Genomic DNA, 16,272 nt, shown 5'->3' on the forward strand with positions numbered 1-16,272 from the left:
GCAGATTCCACCAGGTACGCGGTCGTCAGCGCAGCCGGGTGATGACCTCGAGGAGAAGGAGCCGGTAGGCGACGAACCCCACCAGCACCACACCGGCGACCACCACGATCGCGATCAACGCCTTGCCGTTCACCTTGCCCCCTTTGAGCGATTCCTGCGCTTTGCCGGCTGCGAGCCTGAGCAGTTCGTTCCTGTCCATGACCCATGACGCTAGGGATCGGGGCGGGTGGAGCGGCACCGCCGGATGGTGGAGATCCGGGTGGAGAGGCAGGGTGGAGCGCCTAGACGTCCGGAGCTTGCGTGAAGGCGCCGCGTCAGGTTACGGCCTGGTGCGGAGCAGGCCGGCCTGCCGGCGGATGTCGGCCGTGGCCGCGTCCAGCTTCTCCTGGTCGGGGAGCGTGGTGTTGCCCTCGTACGTGACCCCCTCCGGCACCTCGCCCGACCCGACCGGGTCGGCGTCCCAGAAGTTGCCCCGGTAGACGACCTTCTCCAGCGGCGGCGACACCTGCAGGACGGCGGTGTTGTCGGCGCCCGCGACCACGTTGTCCTCGACGGTCACCCACGCGGCGCCGTAGTCGGTGTAGAGGCCGAAGTTGTACGGCGTGCGGGTGTCCGTGATGACGTTGCCCCGGATCACCGCGCCGTTCTCGTACGAGTCGCCCTGCGGGCCCGACAGGTAGACACCGCCGCCGTCGGCCAGCACCAGCATCGTGCCGGCGGTGAGGTTGCGCAGGATGCGGGTGCCCTCGGCGGGCCCGGCCACGATGCCGCAGTGGGGCACGTCCCCGACCTGGTTGTGGGCGACCGTGCAGCCCTTGGTGCCCTGCAGCGCGATGCCGGGGGAGCCGGCGAACTCCAGGCCGGTGTGGTGGATCCAGTTGTCCTCGACCAGGGCGTTCTCGGTCCCGGTGACGGAGACGGCGGTGGCCGAGAGCGTGTCCAGGTCGCACCCGCGCACGCTGACGTCCGCGCCGCCGGTGAGCCCCAGCCCGGCGGCGCCCATCCGGGTGAAGCGGCAGCGCTCGATCTCCACGCGTACCCCGCCCTCGACCACCACGCACGCGGGGATCGTGGCCGACGCGCGCGGGACCGTCACCCACGCCTGCCCCTCGACCAGCGACACCTTGTCGACGGGGCCGCCCTCGTAGTAGCCGCTGCCGTGGTAGTGCAGGAAGCCTTCCGCCCGGCCGGGCCGCAGCCAGGTGGCGTCGGCGAAGACCAGGCCACGGAAGGACACGTCGCTTGTGCCGGTGGCCCGCACCAGCGTCTCCAGAACCGGGGCGACCACCCGCGTACGCTCCGGCGCCTCTCCCGGGAGGGGCAGGTAGCGCAGGACGTGGTGGCCGGGCCGCGAGCGGTCCAGGACGAAGGTGCCGGGCTCGGTGAGGAAGCTGACGTCGTTCTCGATCCGGGTCGGCAGGCCGGGCCCGTGTGAGGTGTTGCCGTCCCAGGCGAAGTTGTAGAGGTCGAGGGCCCACCCGAAGCCGGGCTGAGCCATGGTGATCTCGGTCCGCTCGCCATGGCCGGTGACCGTGGCGACGCCGCAGCGGGCCTCGGTCCACGGGTAGACGCCGCGGTGGACGAACTCGACGTCGGCGGGGCTGTGCCAGCTCTGGGGGTCCGCGCTGTCGGTCTCGTAGCCGGTCTCCGTCATGGTCGCGGTGCCGGGCAGGCCGTCTATGGCGGCGCGCTCGGACCTGCGGCCGTCGACGTACAGCTGGCGGGTGTCCAGATCGCCCACCTCGGCCAGCCAGACGCCGTCCTCGACCCGCCAGCCGGTGATCTCCTGCCCGCCGCTGACGACGACCTCCTCCTGCTCGGCGCTCCCGTAGCCGTAGGCCTGGTAGACGATCCGGTGACCGTCACGGCCGGAGTCGGCCTCGGTGAGCTCGAACGGCGTGGTCAGCACGTGGGTCCCGGCCCGTAACTGGACGACGACGTCTCCGCCCGCGGCCCGGGCGGCGTCCCGGGCGCGGTGCAGGCCGGCGAACGGGCGCTCCGCGGTGCCGGGCCAGGAATCACTGCCCGAAGGATCGACGTGGAACTCGGTCATGATGTGCCGCCCCTTTGCTGTTTATGATGTACACAGGGTTTTATACCATAAACAAAGGAGGCGCCAATGACCAGAGGCGGCGCGGACAATCCCGACGACGGGGTGGAGCTGCTGTGGGGGGACGGCGACGGCGAGCCGCGACCGGGGCTGAGCCTGGGCCGGATCGTCCAGGCGGCGATCGAGCTGGCGGACGCCGACGGGCTGGAGGGCCTGTCGATGCGCAAGGTCGCCGAACGGCTCGGGTTCACCACGATGTCGCTCTACCGCCACGTGCCCGGCCGCGACCACCTGCTCGACCTCATGCGCGACGCCGTCATCGGCCTCCCGGGCACGATCCCACCTGAAGGGGCGCGGGCCGGCGAAGCGGGCGGGTGGCGGGCGCGGCTGGAGGCGTGCGCGCGTGAAGGGTGGGAACTGCGTAAACGGCACCCCTGGGTGGCCGAGGTGCGCGGCACCCGACGGGTGCCTGGTCCCAACGCCGTGGCCCACTACGAGTACATGCTGAGCGCCGTCTCCGGCACCGGCCTCACGCCCGCGGAGATGATCGCCGTCGTCGGGCTCGTCGCCCGGTTCGTCGACTCCGAGGCCGTACGGCTGGCGGAGGTGGCGCGGACCGAACGGCTCAGCGGAGTGAGCGAGGAGGAGTGGTGGGGCGCTCGCGACACGCTCTACGCGCGCCTCGACCGCTACCCGACCCTCACCCACCTGTGGGAGGCGGGGGGCTACGACGAGCCGGAGGACCCGTTCGAGTTCGGCCTGCGCCGGGTGCTGGACGGCATCGAGGTCTTGGTACAGGAGCGTGATGAAACGCGTGACGAAAGCTGTCAGATGTGTGGCGCGCCGGTCGAACGGGCCGCGTCGGGACGCCCGCGCGCGTACTGCTCGCGGGCCTGCCAGCAGCGCGCCTACCGCGAGCGCAGATCCGGGGTCACGCGTGGTCGAGAACGTTCATGACCAGGATGAGCCCCCGCACCGAGTCGTCGGCCTTGCGCAGGTGGGACAGCTGCACGGTGAGCGGGGTGGGGCGGCCGTGCCGGTTGACGGCGTTGAGCACCATCCGGCCGGCCGGGTCGGCGCTCTGGCCGTCGAGGAGCGCGGCCCGCAGATACGGGTCCAGCGAGTCGAGCGGCAGGCCGATGTCCAGGGCGTCGAGTTTGCCGCCCACGGCCTCCGCCGAGCGGACGCCCCACAGCTCCTCGGCCCCGCGGCTCCAGACCATCACCCGTAACTCCTCGTCGAGGACCACCACGGCGTCGCCGAGGCTACGCACCACCGCGGACACGAACTGGTTGGCCTGGTCCAGCTCGACGCCGCGCGACGTCAGCACGTCGTTGATGTGCTGGAGCTCGTCATTGGTGGACTGGAGCTCCTCGTTCATCGTCTCCAGCTCCTCGTTGGTCGACTGGAGCTCCTCGTTCGTGGTCTCCAGCTCTTCGTTGGTGGAGCGGAGTTCTTCGTTGGTGGTCTCCAGCTCCTCGTTGAGCGACTGGAGCTCCTCGTACGCCTGCTCCAGCTCCCTGTTGGCCCGTTCCAACTCGTCGCGGAGCCGGCGATAGCGGGTGACGTCGGAGAAGTGGATGCCCACGCCGACGTGTTCGCCCCCGGCCAGGAGCGGGACGACCGAGATGTCGAAGACGCCGCCGTCGGCCACGCCGGGCCGATGCCACGTGACCTCCCGCAGCTCGACCGGGCGCTGGTCCTGACAGGCCCGCTCGATCACCGAGCGCAGCTCGACGGGCCGGTAGGACACCTCCAGATCCTGGAAGGGGCGCCCGACGTCGCGGGCGTTGAGGTTGAACAGGGACTCCGCCCGGGAGTTGACCATGGCCAGGGTGCCGGAGCCGTCGACGACGAGCTGCGCCACCGGCCCCGAGCTCAGCGCCGCCGCCTCCAGCGCGGGCAGGCGGTGGTCGTGCGCCTCGCCCGACCCGACCGCCGGCCACGGCGCGCGGTCCGCGGGGAAGGTGGAGACGACCTTCCTGAACAGCCGCATGCGCAGGTTGACCGGCTCGAACCTGTCGCCGTGGTTGAGCATCGTCTCGGCCTTGCCGAGGAACAGGAAGCCGGGATCGGCCAGCGCGAAGTGGAAGCGGCGCAGGATGTTGAGCTGCGTCTCGGTGTTGAAGTACATCAGCGTGTTGCGGGCCAGCAGCAGGTCGACCCGCGAGATCGGCGCGTTGTGCGTGAGGTCGTTGCGGCCGAAGACGATCTGGCGGCGCAGGTCGCGGCGGAAGGCGAAACCATTCTCGACCGGCTCGAAGTAGGTCTCGCGCAGGTCTGACGGCAGCTCGCGGAGCCGGCGCTCGTTGTAGATCCCGGTCCTGGCGACCTGGAGCGCCTTCTCGTCGAGATCCGTGCCGTAGATCTTCACCCGCTCGCGGAAGCGCTCCGTGCCGAGCTCCTCGGCCAGCACCATGGCCACGGTGTACGCCTCTTCGCCCGTGGCGCAGCCCGCGCTCCACACTCTGATCGCCTTGCCCGCGTTCTCGCCGCCGAGCAGCCTGGGGATCACGCTCTCGCGGAGTGCCTGCCACGCCGCCGTGTCACGGAGGAAGCCGGTGACGTTGATCAGCAGGCTGTCGAAGAGCCGGGTGAACTCCTCCGGCTCGAGCTCGAGAAAGTCGCGGTATTCGCTGTAGTCGCGCAGCTTCAGCGACTCCAGGCGCCGGCCGATGCGGCGCATGAGAGTGGTGCGCTTGTAACCGGTGAAATCGAAGCCCCGGGTCTCCTTGAGAAGGACGAGGAGGTCATCGAAATCATGCTCTTCCTCTGGTGCCACAGAGGAAGAGTACGCCGAGTCGGGCTGCTCAGGACGGCAGCAGATTGTCACCCTCGTGGCCGTTAGCGGACAGCGTCAGGGCGGCTCTGGCCCGGTTGGCGCGCATGGCTGTCACGGCCGCCTGGCAGCGCGCCCGCGTCTCCAACATCGTCGTCCGCACCTGGTTGTAACGGTGGGTCCGCTGCTTCAGCGCCTCCACCTGGGTGGCCGCCTGCTCGCGCAGCGCGTGCGCCCGGGCGATGGCCGAGCACACGAGAGTGAGGTCCGTACCGGACTCGACGGCGGTCGCCGACGGCGCGGCTGGGCGCCACCGGGGGTGCCTGCCGGCCAGCGCGAGCGAGGCATGCGGCGCCCCTCGCAGCCGTGGCAGATGGCGGCGGGCGGGAGGCGACGGGTCGTCGAGGTTGACGCCCGCTCCCGTGAGGGCCTCGCTCAGGGTGGTGTACACCCGTATGGGCGCGCGGGAATGCTCGCTCACCAGCTCGATCAGCCGGCGCAGCGAGGACCCGGCCTCGGCGATGGCCAGGCCGCCGCCCTTGGCGTGCAGGGCCCGGTGCGTGGCGGCGAGCTCGTCGATGCCGGTCAGGTCGCAGAACCACAGGTCACCGGCCGCCACGATCACCTGCTCGACCGGCGACTCGGTGAGGGGCTCCAGGGTGGCGGCCAGCACCGGCGCGGTGGTGGAGTCGAGCTCCCCCGTCAGGTGGAGCACCACGACGGTGGCCGACACCGTCGTCAGGCGTACTGAAAGGAACATCGCTCGATCCCCCTCCGTCGAAGCCCGCCCGCGGCCGCGATCTCCTCCGCTCCTGCCCATCGTGCGCCCGGACCGGGCGAAGGGCCAGGCTCTCGCGCGTCAGGTCCCGCGTCGTACCGCCACGATGGCCACGTCGTCCTCCCGCGAGCCGAACGCGGCGAGCAGCCGGTCGCAGAACTCCTCCAGATCGCCCTCGACCGTCTCGGCCACCTGCCTGGCCTGCTCCAGGCTGTCGTCGAGCAGGATGCCGCGGTCCTCGACCAGCCCGTCGGTGAACAGCAGCATCGTGGCGCCCGCGGGCAGCTCCAGCCGGGTCACCTCGTAGTCCTCGTGCGCCACGCCCAGCAGCAGGTTGCCCAGGCCCAGATAATGGGCGCCGGGACCGGCCAGCATCGGCGGGATGTGCCCGGCGTTGGCCATCTCGACCACGCCGGTCTCCGGATCGATGAGCAGCAGGCAGACGGTGGCCGTCATGCCGGGGTGGTAACGGCGCAGCACCTTGTTGAGCAGGTCCATCGACGCGCTCAGGTCGACCGAGTCGATCAGCGAGGCCCGCAGCGCGTGCCGGAGCTCGGCCATGATGGTCGCCGCGTGCAGCGAGTGGCCGGCTACGTCGCCGATCGCCACCAGCACCCGGTCGCCGATCCGCAGCACCTCGTAGAAGTCGCCGCCGACCTCGATGTTGTCCACGGCCGGCTGGTAGCGGAACGTCACCGTCAGGCCGGGCACGTCGGGGATGCGCGTGGGCAGCAGGCTGCGCTGCAGGGTGAGCGAGATCGTGTGCTCTTCGGTGTAGACGCGCAGCGCGTCGACCGCCAGCGCCAGCGCCTGGCCGAGCTGCCTCAGCACGTTCATCTCGTCGCCGTCCAGCGGCGGGTCGGCCTCCAGCCCCAGGTAGATGGGCGGCTGGCCCCTCTTCGTACGGCACAGCACCCCCGTGACCGGCTCGCTGATCCGCACGTCGTTCACCAGGTTGACCCACTCGGCGACCCCCACGGTGAAGACCCTGGCCCCCGCCCCCTCGCCCAGGGACATGTCGCTGAGCCGGTCCAGCAGCTTGGGGATGGCGGACCGGTTGCTGGGCGCCTCACCGGGCCGGGCGCGGACGCGGCGCATCCTGCCGTCCGGTGGCAGCGCCAGCGCGCCCGTGTAGCGGCCCAGGATGTCGACCATGCCCTCGACGGCCACCGTGAGCAGCCGGTCGAAGGAGTCGGCCGCGTTCATCTTCGAGGTGACGTCGGCCAGCTTGGCCATGCGCTCGGCCATCAGCTCCGCCCGCCGCCGGGCGCGGTAGTAACGCAGCGTCGCCTCTACCGTCGCCGCGAACTCGGCCGGTTCGATCGGCTCCGACAGGTAGGCGTCCGCGCCGCGTTCGAGACCTTCCGTGCGGTCGGCCGAGGTGATGGCGTTGCCCGACACCTGGATGACCGGGATCGAGGTCGTCGCCGGGTCCGCCTTGATCCGCTCGCACACCTCGAAGCCGCCGAGGTCGGGCAGCCGTACGTCGAGCACGACCAGGTCGGGCCGGTGCGCGGCGAGCACGGCCAGCGCCTCTTCGCCGCCCGCGGCCTCGACCACGGTGTGGCCCGCCCTGCGCAGCCAGCTCGACAGGATGTAGCGCTTGGTCGGGGTGTCGTCGACCACCAGCACGGTCGCGGATCCGCCTGGGGGCTCGATCACGGTCCCCGGCTCGTGCTCAGCCACGATCGGTCACCACCGCGTCGCGTATGGCCTGAAGCAGCTGGTCGCGGCGGAGCCCCTGCTTGGACAGCACCGGATGGCCGGCCGGCGCGGTGTCGGGCCGGATCGTCACCACCACCACACCCACCTGCCCCAACGCCTCGTCCTCGGCCATGCGCTGCAGCAGCGCGTGGCCGTCCAGCCGGGGCATCAGCATGTCCAGCAGGATCACGTCCGGTGGATTCGCTGTCATCATCTCCAGCGCGGCGGTCCCGTCACCCGCCTCCTCCGTCTCGACGGCGAAGCCGTAGAGCATCCTGCGGGCGGCGGCGCGGAACGCCTCGTCGTCGTCGGCGATCAGCACCCGGCGCACCTCGGGCGTGCCGTCGTGATGCGGCAGCCGCATCGTCACCGAGGTGCCCCGCCCGACACTGCTCGCGAGCTCCAGCGTGCCGCCCAGCGCCTCGGCGAGCCTGCGGGCGTACGGCAGGCCGAGCCCGGTGCCCTTGGTCTTGACCTGGAGCGCGCTCGGGACCTGGAAGAACTCCTCGAACACGCTCTTCAGATAGTGCTCGGGGATGCCGATGCCGGTGTCGCTGACCGTGATGACCACCTCGTCGGTGGCCGTGTCGGCGTGGGCGCTCAGCCGTACCTCGCCCTCCGGGGTGAACTTCAGCGCGTTGGACAGCAGGTTGCGCAGGATGCGGGCCAGCATCACCTCGTCGGTGTAGACGTCGTCGACGCCGGGCGCGATGTCGACGACCAGCGTGACGTCGCCGGGCTCGCTGGTGGGCTGCATCGTCAGGCGCAGATGATGGGCCAGCGTGGGCAGGTGGATGACCGAGGACTGGGGGTCGAGCCGCCCGGACTCGGCCTTGGCCATGTCGAGCAGCTCGCCGACCAGCTCCAGCAGCGTCTCCGCCGAGCCGCCGATGAAGCGCACCTGGCGTGACTGCTCCTCGCTGAGCGGCTCGCTGCCGGGCCCGACCAGCAGCCTGACCAGGCCGATGACGGAGTTGAGCGGGGTGCGCAGCTCGTGGCTGACCGTCGCCCAGAACCGGCTCCTGGCCTCGCCCGCCTCGCGGAGCTGGCCGGACTTCTCGTCCAGCTCCGCGTAGAGGGCGACCACGCCCCTGTTGGTCTCCTCCAGCTCGGCCGACAGCTGGTTGTACAGGGCCAGCACGCCGGTGTTGGTCTCCTGCAGTTCGGCGTTGAGCTGCAGCACCTCCTCCAGGGTCGAGGCCAGCTCCTTGTTCTGCTGGCGCAGCTCTTCGATCGCGGTGACCGGCGCCATCCCGGCCAGGCGCTCGCGGATCTCGTCGATCGGGAGCCGGGAGGAGTGAGGAGGCAGCCGCTTGGCGATCGTGACCCGCCCACGATCGGCCTCAAGGGTGATCGCGTCGACCAGGCGGGCGGCCAGTGCCAGTCCCTCGGATCGGGCGAGGTCGGCTCCCGATGCGTGATCCATGGTGATCAGTAGATTCCCTTCGTCCAGCGAGAAGACGACGACCGCTCCGCCGCCGAGCAGCTCCCTGCAGATCTCGCTCAGCGCCGTCGCCACCCTGACCTGGTCCTGCGCCTCCAGCCCGGCCAGCTCGGCGACGGCCTTGCCCAGGCGGCGCACCGTGAAGACGTCCTGGTCGTGTTCGAGCCGGGCCCTGGCCAGCTCAGTCGCGGTCATCGCCGGGCCTCACGGTCACCACGCAGGCGTCGTCCCTTCGGCTGCCCGCCTCGCGCAGCAGCCCGGCGGCGACGACCGCGGGGGAGCGGGCGAACAGGCCGGGCACGGCGGAGGGGTGCCAGCGTTCGGTGAGCCCGTCGGAGTGCAGCACCACGGTGGCGTGCTCGGGCAGGTCGAAGTCGTACTGGCGCAGGTGCCGGGCCTGGTGCCCGGCGATCCCGGGCACCGAGACCATCCCGCGGCGGCCCTCGGCGTTCGCGATCCAGCCGGAGATGTTGCCCAGCCCCGCGTAGGACACGCTGGTGGCCCTGACGCGCGCCACCGCGACCGCGCCTCCGCGGGTATGTCCGAGGCCCCGGTGCAGGCGTTCGAGTGTCGCCAGCGGCTCCTCGTCGGCGGCCCGCAGGAACAGCTCCACCGCGGTCCTGGACGCCTGGGCGGCGAGCTCGCCGTGGCCCAGGCCGTCGCACAGCAGCACCGTCGTCTCGGGCGTGGCGCCGTCGCCTGTCGCGGCGATCGCGAAGGAGTCGCCGGAGACCGTCTCCTCGCCGATGGGGCGGCTCAGGCCGCTGGCGTGCGGCGCCGCGCTGGGCGCGTCGGCGGCGGTGAAGTGCATGACCAGGATGGTGCCTTTGCCGGGCAGGGAGTGGACGTCGTACCAGGAGGAAATGCGGGCCATCGCCCCCATTCCGATGCCGAGGGTGCCGGAGGTGGAGTAGCCGTCGCGCAGGGCGCGGGCCACGTCGGGCATGCCCGGTCCTCTGTCGATGGCGACCAGCTCCACGACGGCCGGGTTCACGGGCTGCGAACGGACCATGACCACGCCCTCCACCGCGTGCTTGACCAGGTTGGAGACGGCCTCGGTGACCGCGACCGCCGTCTGCCCCGTACGCTCGGCGTCGAACCCGGCGGCCTCGGCGAGATCGACGGCCATCCGGCGGACGGTGCCCACCGCGCTGGAGTTGTCGGCTCGGACCCAGGCGTCGTCGTGCGCGTATCTCACCGCCACCATGTCATCGAGCCCATTTCGTCACCGTCACCGTCGTGCCCTTGCCGGGCGCGGAGACCAGGTCGAACTCGTCGACCAGCCGCCGTGATCCGCTCAGCCCGAGCCCCAGGCCGGTGCCGGTGGTCCAGCCGTCGGTGAGTGCCTGCTCGATGTCCGGAATCCCCGGCCCCTCGTCGCTGAAGGCGATTCTAAGGCCCTGGCGTATCCCGTTCTGGACGAGCTCGATCTTGGCCAGGCCGCCGCCGGCGTACACCAAGGCGTTGCGGGCCAGCTCGCTGGCCGCGGTCACCACCTTGGTCTGATCGATGAGGGACAGCCCCACCTCGACCGCGACGCTCCGCACCCGCTGGCGGACCATCACGACGTCGGCGTTGCCGGCGATGGGCACCTCCCAGCCGGCGGTCACGGGGTCGCGCCTCTCACATGGTCGAGGCGCGCGATTCCCTTCTCCAGATTGAGCGCGGTCTGTACGCCGCCCAGCGACAGGCCGAGCTCGACCAGGGTGATCGCCACGGCGGGCCGCATGCCGACGACCACGGTCTGGGCGTCGAGCATCCGCGACATGGCGGCGATGGTGGACAGCATCCTGCCGATGAAGGAGTCGACGATCTCCACGGCGGTGATGTCGATGATGACGCCGCGCGCCCCGGTGGTCACCACGGCGTCGGCCAGGTCTTCCTGCAGGGCGAGCACGCTCTGATCATCGAGGTCGATCTGGATGGAGATGATCAGGATGTCGCCCAGCTTGAGGATGGGCACCCGGTCCATCAGATGGTCTCCGTCCGCACCGCGATGCGGGTCGCCTTCGGCGCGATCACTTCGATGCCGCTCCGCCGGAGCGCGTAGGCCAGCGCGTCGGCCAGAGAGGCCTTGGTCACGATGTCGCCGAACTCGATGCCGAGCGTGACGATGGTATGCGCGATCTGCGGGCGGATGCCGGAGATGACGCACTCGGCGCCCATCAGCCGGGCGGCGACGACGGCCTTCAGCAGGTGCTGGGCGACCTGGGTGTCGACGGCCGGGACACCGGTGATGTCGATCACCGCGTGCTCGGCGCCGGTGTCGACCAGCGTCTGGAGCAGCTTCTCCATCACGACCTGGGTCCTGGCCGAGTCGAGCGTGCCGACCAGGGGCACCGCCACGATGCCCTCCCACAGCTTGACGACCGGCGTCGACAGCTCCAGCAGCTGCTCGGCCTGGTCGAGGATGATCCGCTCACGGGCTGTCGTGTACGACTCGAAGGTGAACAGGCCGAGGTCGTCGATGAGCCTGGAGAACCAGATGAACCCGCGCAGCGCGTCGGGGGCGCCGTCGGCCTCGACGACCTCGTACAGCGCCTCCTTCAGCCCGAAGACGGCCCTGGAGGTGTCGGCGGGGGTGAAGCCCTGGCGGGCGCGGGTGCGCGACAGCTCGGCGAGCAGGCCGCGCAGATCGGCGAGGTCGCTGCTGCCCTGCTCAAGGGAGGCGAGCAGCGATCGGAAGATCTCCGTGAGCTCCTCGCCGGACGCCTTGGCGATCAGGTGCCAGCGCTGCAGGATCTGGGCCTCGTTCTCACGGAGCAGCTCTTCGATACGTCGCCTGGCGACATCGGCATCGACGGTCAAGGTCACTCCTGGAAGAGAGAATTCACCGGCATTGCCGGGGATGCTAACGACACTGTTCCGCATCGGCGGGCGGTTAGCGAAATCACCCGCTTTCATGCGTTGAACGACAATATCCAACGGTATATACGCTTACGTCCGACTTTGTGGGAAAATGTCGCATTACGCTCTGGCGAATCTCGAGCCGTCGGCCGGACGCGCGCCCAACTGGGTCAGCAGCCGTACCATGCGCGGGGCTTCGAGCGGATCGACCGGCAGCACGTGGCTGGTCCACCAGTGGGCGATCTCGGGCGTGGGCCCCTGCCGGATCCTCGGCAGGTAGTCGTCCAGCGGCGGATCGTAGATGAAACCGGGCACCACGCCCAGTCGCTCCAGCCCGGCGACGATCTCGTCCCGCCTCTCGACCATCAGGGGGACCCGCAGGAGCGGACGTATGGGGGCTTCGCGGACGCCCGCCGCCACCCACGGGGTCCGGCGCAGCGCCTCGACTCCGGCCAGGCGGCGCTCCCGCTCGCGGTCGATCACTCGCAGGCGCGAGCGCTGGTAACGGCAGAGCGCGGGGCCGGGGCGCATGCGCCAGCCGTCGTGGTCGATCCCGAGCCACGGGTCCATCGCCGTCAGATCGCCCATGACGGCCCGGAGGGTGTCCTCGTGGGGCTGGGGGCGGTGCCCGCTCCACTTGACGATCCCGAGCCGCCGCGATGCGTGCCACGTCAGCCGGACCATGCCGGTGCGGTGGAGCGTCTCGCGGAGCATCGGCTGCAGCAGGGCCTCCGCCTGGTCGCGCGCCGACTCACCGGGTAGCAGCAGCGCCTCCCTCGCCTCGGCCAGCGCCGCCAGCGCGCCCGCATTGGAGGTGGTCAGGAAGCCGCCGGACATCGCCCGGCCATGCTTGGCCAGGCTGAACACGCCGGCCTGGCCGAACGTGCCCGCCGGGCGGCCGCCGACCATCGTCTGGAAGGCGTGGGCGGCGTTGTCGATGAGGACGAGGCCGCGCCGCTCGCACTGCTTGATCAGGTCCGTGATCTGGTCCGGCTGGCCGTACAGATGCGTGGTGATGACACCGGCGAGGCCGCTCCAGTTGACCCGTGGCGCGTCGATGTTGCCGTCGCGCCACGACACCGGTGCCATCACCGGCTCCAGGCCGGCGGCCAGCGCGATGAACGGCACGATCTCGGAGGTGGTCGGCGCGATCAGTACCCGGTCGCCGGGGTCGAACCAGTGGCGCAGCGCCAGCAGCAGGCCGAACCGGGCGGACGGCACGTGCAGGCAGTTCTGGCCGATCCGGTGCCGCATGAGGTCTTCCAGCGGGCTCATAGGCCACCGGCCCGGATGTTCAATCGGTCGTGCCGCTTCAGCACGCGGTTGCTCTCAGTGACGGGAACGTTCCTACGACACAGGGCGCCCTTGTACGCTGCCAAGGATTCCCCTTTTGTGGCTTTTGATGGCTAATGGACTGTATATAGCAGCCGAGCCTCGAAGGGGCTTAGCGGGCGTAACAAAGTGATATCCGCTCGTGTTTTGCCGGTCACTCCTCTTTCGTCATCACTCGACGACCGTGGCCGCGCTGCGGCGCGGCCCCGCGTAACGCGCGAGGAAGGCGACCAGGACGCTCACCCGGTTGCGCCCGCCCAGCAGGTACGTCACGTGCAGCCCGATCCAGGCCAGCCAGGCGGGCAGGCCGTGCATGGTCAGGCCGTTGGCCAGCTGCAGCACCGCCTGGCCCCGGCCGACGGTGGCCATGATGCCGGGATCGCGGTAGGAGAAGGGCGCCGCGGGACGGCCATGGGCGAGTGCCAGGATCTGCTCGCCCACGTGCTTGCCCATCTGGATGGCGGGCTGGGCGAGCTGCGGCAGCGGGTCGGGCGGCCCGGCCAGGTCGCCGGCGACGAAGATCTCGGGGTGCGCTTCGACGTTCAGCGCCGGGGTGACCGTGATGCGGCCGCCCTTGCCCTGCGGCAGGCCCAGGCTCGACACCTCCTCGGGCGCGGCGACGCCGAGCGCCCATACGGTCACGTCGCTCGGCAGCCGGGTGCCGTCGCTCAGCACGACCGCGTCGGCCTCGACCGAGGCCAGCGTGCTGCCCAGCCGCAGGCGCACGCCGCGCTTGCGCAGCGCCTTCGCGGCCGCGTCCCGCAGCCGGGGCTTGTACGGCGCGAGCACGTAGTCGAACCGCTCGACCAGGGTGACACTCGTCTGCTTGGGGCTGATCTCCGGATAGGTCACCGGGAGCGTCCGGCGGCGCAGCTCGGCCATCGTGCCCGCCATCTCCACCCCGGTGGCGCCGGCGCCGACCACCACGGCGTGCGCGCTCTCCCGCTTGCCCGCCGCGACCTCCTCCAGGAGTTGCTGCAGGCGCCTGCGCAGCACGATGGCGTCGTGCACCGAATAGATGGGGTAGCTGTGGTCCCGCGCGCCCTCGATGCCGTACCAGTTGGTGGTCACGCCGGTGGTGAGCACGAGGTAGTCGTAGTCGAGCGAGGTGCCGTCGTCCAGGTCCACGCGCCGCTCGGCCGGGTGCACCTTGGTCAGCGCGGCCTTGCGGGCGCGCGCCGTCGGATACTTGGCGGCGTAGGCCCGCGTCGGGTACGACACGTCGCCCGGGCCGAGCCCGGCCGTCGCCACCTGGTAGAGCAGCGGCTGGAAGGTGGTGTACGGGCGGCGGTCGACGAGCGTGACGCGCGCGCCGCCACGGGCCAGCTCCCGCGTTGCGTTCAGCCCGGCGAAGCCGGCGCCCACGACCACGACGTGCGGCGGCCTGCCGGACCGCGGTTCCTGGACCATCAAGAGGTGCCCTCTCGTGCGAATGCTGTCTCGGTGCATATGGCACGAAAGGCAACTCTTAAACCACTCGCCAGGTCTGTGGTCAGGAGGCGCCGAGTTCGATGGTCTCGGCGACCTCGGCGTGCCGCTCGGACTCCTCCTCGGCGAAGCGCGCCTCGTCGAGCTTGTCGGCGATGTCCTCGTCCTGCTTCATCAGCGCGTCGAGCGACTGGCCCGCCATGTCCAGCACGCCCATGTCCGCGTACGCCTGCTGCAGGCGCGGGCTCCACAGCCCGATGTCCTTCACGCACGGCACGATCCGGCTGAACAGCAGCGACCGGAACAGCCGCAGATACTCCGAGTGCTCCGTGGCCACCTCCGCCTCTTCGACCTCCGCCTTCGACAGGCCCAGGTTCTCCCACGTCTCCCGGCCCCTGAGCCGGTCGCGCATCAGGTAGCAGCCCTCGATGACGAAGTCCTCGCGCTCGCGCCGCTCGGCCTCGGTCAGGCTGCCGTAGTAGTCGCGCAGCGCCATCCGCCCGAACGCCACGTGCCGGGCCTCGTCCTGCATGACGTACGCGAGGATCTGCTTGGGCAGCGGCTTGGTGGTGATGTCGCGCATCACGCCGAACGCCGCCAGTGCTAAGCCCTCGATCAGCACCTGCATCCCCAGGTACGGCATGTCCCAGCGCGAGTCGCTGAGCGTCGAGTCGAGCAGCGCCTTGAGATGCTCGTTGATGGGGTAGGCCAGGCCCACCTTCTCCTGCAGGAACCGGGCATAGGTCTCGGCGTGCCGGGCCTCGTCCATGGTCTGGGTGGCGGCGTAGAACTTGGAGTCGAGGTCCGGGACCGACTCCACGATCTTGGCCGAGCAGATCATCGCGCCCTGCTCACCGTGCAGGAACTGGGAGAACTGCCACGCCGCGCCGTGCAGGCGGACGTCCTGACGCTGCTTCTCGTCCATCCGGTGCCACAGCGGCGTGTCGTAGATGGCGATCGTCTGGTCCGGGATGCCCAGGACGTTGTACGGGTCGACCTCCAGGTCCCAGTCGATGCGCTTGGTGGAGTCCCACTGCTTGTCCTTGCCCTTCTGGTACAAGGCGAGCATGCGATCTCTGCCGTCGTCGTACTCCCACGTGAACCTGCTGGCTCCGGACATCTCCACGTCCCAGGTGGAGAGCTCGGCAGGGATGGTGTAGAGGCGGTGAGTCGACATGATTCCTCCGCAGGGGGTTACGTACACCGTACGTCCTGATTGAGGCTTGCACGTACGGCGTACGTCCGTCAATAGAATGAGCTATGCCCACCGAGCCTCTTTCGCGGACCCGCATCGTCGCCGCGGCGATCGATCTCATCGAGCGCGAGGGGGCCGACGCGGTGTCCATGCGGCGCATCGCGGCCGAGCTCGGCGTCGGCGTGATGTCGCTCTACAACCACGTGCCGAACAAGGACGCCCTGCTGAACGGTGTCGCCGAGGCGGTGCTCAGCCAGATCGAGTTCACCGACGATCCCGACGCCCACTGGACCGACCGGGTGCGGATGCAGGCCCGCGCCTTCCGCCAGATCGCGCACGGCCACCCGCGCTCCACGATGCTCGTCGTCAGCCGCCAGCTCCACTCGAACGCCGGGCTGCTGCCGGTCGAGCGGGCCCTGGCCACGCTGCGCAGCGCCGGGTTCGACGGGGTCGACGCGGTGCGGGTGCTGCGGATGTTCATCGCCTACATCGTGGGCTCGCTGCTGCGCGAGGTCGGGGTGACGCCCACGTTCGCCCCGCTGCACCGGCACATGGTCAACCCGGACGACGTCGATCCGGCGCTGTTCCCCGAGGTGAGCGGGCTGGCGCCGCTGCTGGCCAGCTGCGACCACGACGCCGAGTTCGACTTCGGCGTCGAGTTGCTGATCCAGGCGATCGCGGTGCTGCCGAAGAGGGAGGGCACCCGGTGATCCCG

At 70.4% G+C, this 16,272-nt stretch carries 15 protein-coding genes; 2 read left to right on the forward strand and 13 right to left on the reverse strand.

The window, feature by feature from the left end:
* Nucleotides 1-25: 25 nt before the first annotated feature.
* Both KME78_RS53580 and KME78_RS53585 read right to left on the reverse strand, forming a co-directional pair.
* Nucleotides 26-199 (reverse strand): hypothetical protein, encoded by a 174-nt coding sequence (locus tag KME78_RS53580; protein ID WP_219537754.1) that lies wholly within the window; start codon nucleotides 197-199, stop codon nucleotides 26-28.
* Between the two features lie 120 nt (nucleotides 200-319).
* Nucleotides 320-2,053 (reverse strand): right-handed parallel beta-helix repeat-containing protein, encoded by a 1,734-nt coding sequence (locus KME78_RS53585; protein WP_219537755.1) that lies wholly within the window; start codon nucleotides 2,051-2,053, stop codon nucleotides 320-322.
* 66 nt (nucleotides 2,054-2,119) lie between these two features.
* Here KME78_RS53585 and KME78_RS53590 point away from each other — a divergent pair, with 66 nt between their 5' ends.
* A complete protein-coding gene (locus tag KME78_RS53590; protein ID WP_219537756.1) occupies nucleotides 2,120-3,007 on the forward strand; it encodes a TetR/AcrR family transcriptional regulator in 888 nt (295 codons plus the stop codon).
* Here KME78_RS53590 and KME78_RS67685 read toward each other — a convergent pair.
* The 11 genes from KME78_RS67685 to KME78_RS53645 all read right to left on the reverse strand — a co-directional run bounded on the left by KME78_RS67685 (nucleotide 2,982) and on the right by KME78_RS53645 (nucleotide 15,539).
* Nucleotides 2,982-4,832 (reverse strand): CheR family methyltransferase, encoded by a 1,851-nt coding sequence (locus KME78_RS67685; protein WP_219537757.1) that lies wholly within the window; start codon nucleotides 4,830-4,832, stop codon nucleotides 2,982-2,984. The genes KME78_RS53590 and KME78_RS67685 overlap by 26 nt on opposite strands.
* A gap of 28 nt (nucleotides 4,833-4,860) precedes the next feature.
* Entirely contained in the window at nucleotides 4,861-5,589 is a 729-nt protein-coding gene (locus tag KME78_RS53600; RefSeq protein WP_219537758.1) for an STAS domain-containing protein, read from the reverse strand.
* Between the two features lie 99 nt (nucleotides 5,590-5,688).
* Nucleotides 5,689-7,293 carry a SpoIIE family protein phosphatase gene (locus KME78_RS53605; protein WP_308127479.1) on the reverse strand — a complete coding sequence of 535 codons (1,605 nt, stop codon included), beginning with the start codon at nucleotides 7,291-7,293 and terminating at the stop codon, nucleotides 5,689-5,691.
* Entirely contained in the window at nucleotides 7,286-8,950 is a 1,665-nt protein-coding gene (locus KME78_RS53610; protein ID WP_219537759.1) for an ATP-binding response regulator, read from the reverse strand. Before KME78_RS53610 ends, KME78_RS53605 begins: the two co-directional genes overlap by 8 nt.
* Nucleotides 8,937-9,962 (reverse strand): ATP-binding protein, encoded by a 1,026-nt coding sequence (locus KME78_RS53615; RefSeq protein ID WP_219537760.1) that lies wholly within the window; start codon nucleotides 9,960-9,962, stop codon nucleotides 8,937-8,939. The genes KME78_RS53610 and KME78_RS53615 overlap by 14 nt, the downstream gene beginning before the upstream one ends.
* A 1-nt stretch (nucleotide 9,963) precedes the next feature.
* Nucleotides 9,964-10,317, reverse strand: coding sequence for an ATP-binding protein (locus tag KME78_RS53620; RefSeq protein ID WP_219537788.1), 354 nt, complete (start codon nucleotides 10,315-10,317; stop codon nucleotides 9,964-9,966).
* Nucleotides 10,318-10,361: 44 nt separating this feature from the next.
* Nucleotides 10,362-10,727, reverse strand: a complete 366-nt coding sequence (locus tag KME78_RS53625) for an STAS domain-containing protein (RefSeq protein ID WP_219537761.1) — start codon at nucleotides 10,725-10,727, stop codon at nucleotides 10,362-10,364.
* Nucleotides 10,727-11,569: an STAS domain-containing protein gene (locus KME78_RS53630; protein ID WP_372455122.1), complete on the reverse strand. Its 843-nt coding sequence runs from the start codon at nucleotides 11,567-11,569 to the stop codon at nucleotides 10,727-10,729. Before KME78_RS53630 ends, KME78_RS53625 begins: the two co-directional genes overlap by 1 nt.
* 153 nt (nucleotides 11,570-11,722) lie before the next feature.
* Nucleotides 11,723-12,877 carry a DegT/DnrJ/EryC1/StrS family aminotransferase gene (locus KME78_RS53635; RefSeq protein ID WP_219537762.1) on the reverse strand — a complete coding sequence of 385 codons (1,155 nt, stop codon included), beginning with the start codon at nucleotides 12,875-12,877 and terminating at the stop codon, nucleotides 11,723-11,725.
* Between the two features lie 228 nt (nucleotides 12,878-13,105).
* A complete protein-coding gene (locus KME78_RS53640; protein ID WP_219537763.1) occupies nucleotides 13,106-14,344 on the reverse strand; it encodes an NAD(P)/FAD-dependent oxidoreductase in 1,239 nt (412 codons plus the stop codon).
* Between the two features lie 82 nt (nucleotides 14,345-14,426).
* Complete coding sequence (locus KME78_RS53645) at nucleotides 14,427-15,539, reverse strand: ferritin-like domain-containing protein (protein WP_219537764.1); 1,113 nt, start codon at nucleotides 15,537-15,539, stop codon at nucleotides 14,427-14,429.
* 83 nt (nucleotides 15,540-15,622) lie between these two features.
* Between KME78_RS53645 and KME78_RS53650 the strand changes: the two genes are divergently transcribed.
* The gene (locus tag KME78_RS53650; RefSeq protein ID WP_214636128.1) at nucleotides 15,623-16,267 is read left to right on the forward strand and encodes a TetR/AcrR family transcriptional regulator; all 645 of its coding nucleotides are present in this window, start codon (nucleotides 15,623-15,625) and stop codon (nucleotides 16,265-16,267) included.
* The last annotated feature ends 5 nt before the right edge of the window (nucleotides 16,268-16,272 follow it).

The sequence above is a fragment of the Nonomuraea guangzhouensis genome, assembly GCF_019396345.1.
GTDB classification, from domain to species: Bacteria; Actinomycetota; Actinomycetes; order Streptosporangiales; family Streptosporangiaceae; genus Nonomuraea; species Nonomuraea guangzhouensis.

Coding starts and splice junctions, on each gene's coding strand:
- KME78_RS53615 (WP_219537760.1), bottom strand. CDS start 9,962: ATGGTGGCGGTGAGATACGCGCACGACGACGCCTGGGTCCGAGCCGAC.
- KME78_RS53620 (WP_219537788.1), bottom strand. CDS start 10,317: ATGGTCCGCCAGCGGGTGCGGAGCGTCGCGGTCGAGGTGGGGCTGTCC.
- KME78_RS53590 (WP_219537756.1), top strand. CDS start 2,120: ATGACCAGAGGCGGCGCGGACAATCCCGACGACGGGGTGGAGCTGCTG.
- KME78_RS53645 (WP_219537764.1), bottom strand. CDS start 15,539: ATGTCGACTCACCGCCTCTACACCATCCCTGCCGAGCTCTCCACCTGG.
- KME78_RS53600 (WP_219537758.1), bottom strand. CDS start 5,589: ATGTTCCTTTCAGTACGCCTGACGACGGTGTCGGCCACCGTCGTGGTG.
- KME78_RS53610 (WP_219537759.1), bottom strand. CDS start 8,950: ATGACCGCGACTGAGCTGGCCAGGGCCCGGCTCGAACACGACCAGGAC.
- KME78_RS53640 (WP_219537763.1), bottom strand. CDS start 14,344: ATGGTCCAGGAACCGCGGTCCGGCAGGCCGCCGCACGTCGTGGTCGTG.
- KME78_RS53650 (WP_214636128.1), top strand. CDS start 15,623: ATGCCCACCGAGCCTCTTTCGCGGACCCGCATCGTCGCCGCGGCGATC.
- KME78_RS53625 (WP_219537761.1), bottom strand. CDS start 10,727: ATGGACCGGGTGCCCATCCTCAAGCTGGGCGACATCCTGATCATCTCC.
- KME78_RS53635 (WP_219537762.1), bottom strand. CDS start 12,877: ATGAGCCCGCTGGAAGACCTCATGCGGCACCGGATCGGCCAGAACTGC.
- KME78_RS53580 (WP_219537754.1), bottom strand. CDS start 199: ATGGACAGGAACGAACTGCTCAGGCTCGCAGCCGGCAAAGCGCAGGAA.
- KME78_RS53585 (WP_219537755.1), bottom strand. CDS start 2,053: ATGACCGAGTTCCACGTCGATCCTTCGGGCAGTGATTCCTGGCCCGGC.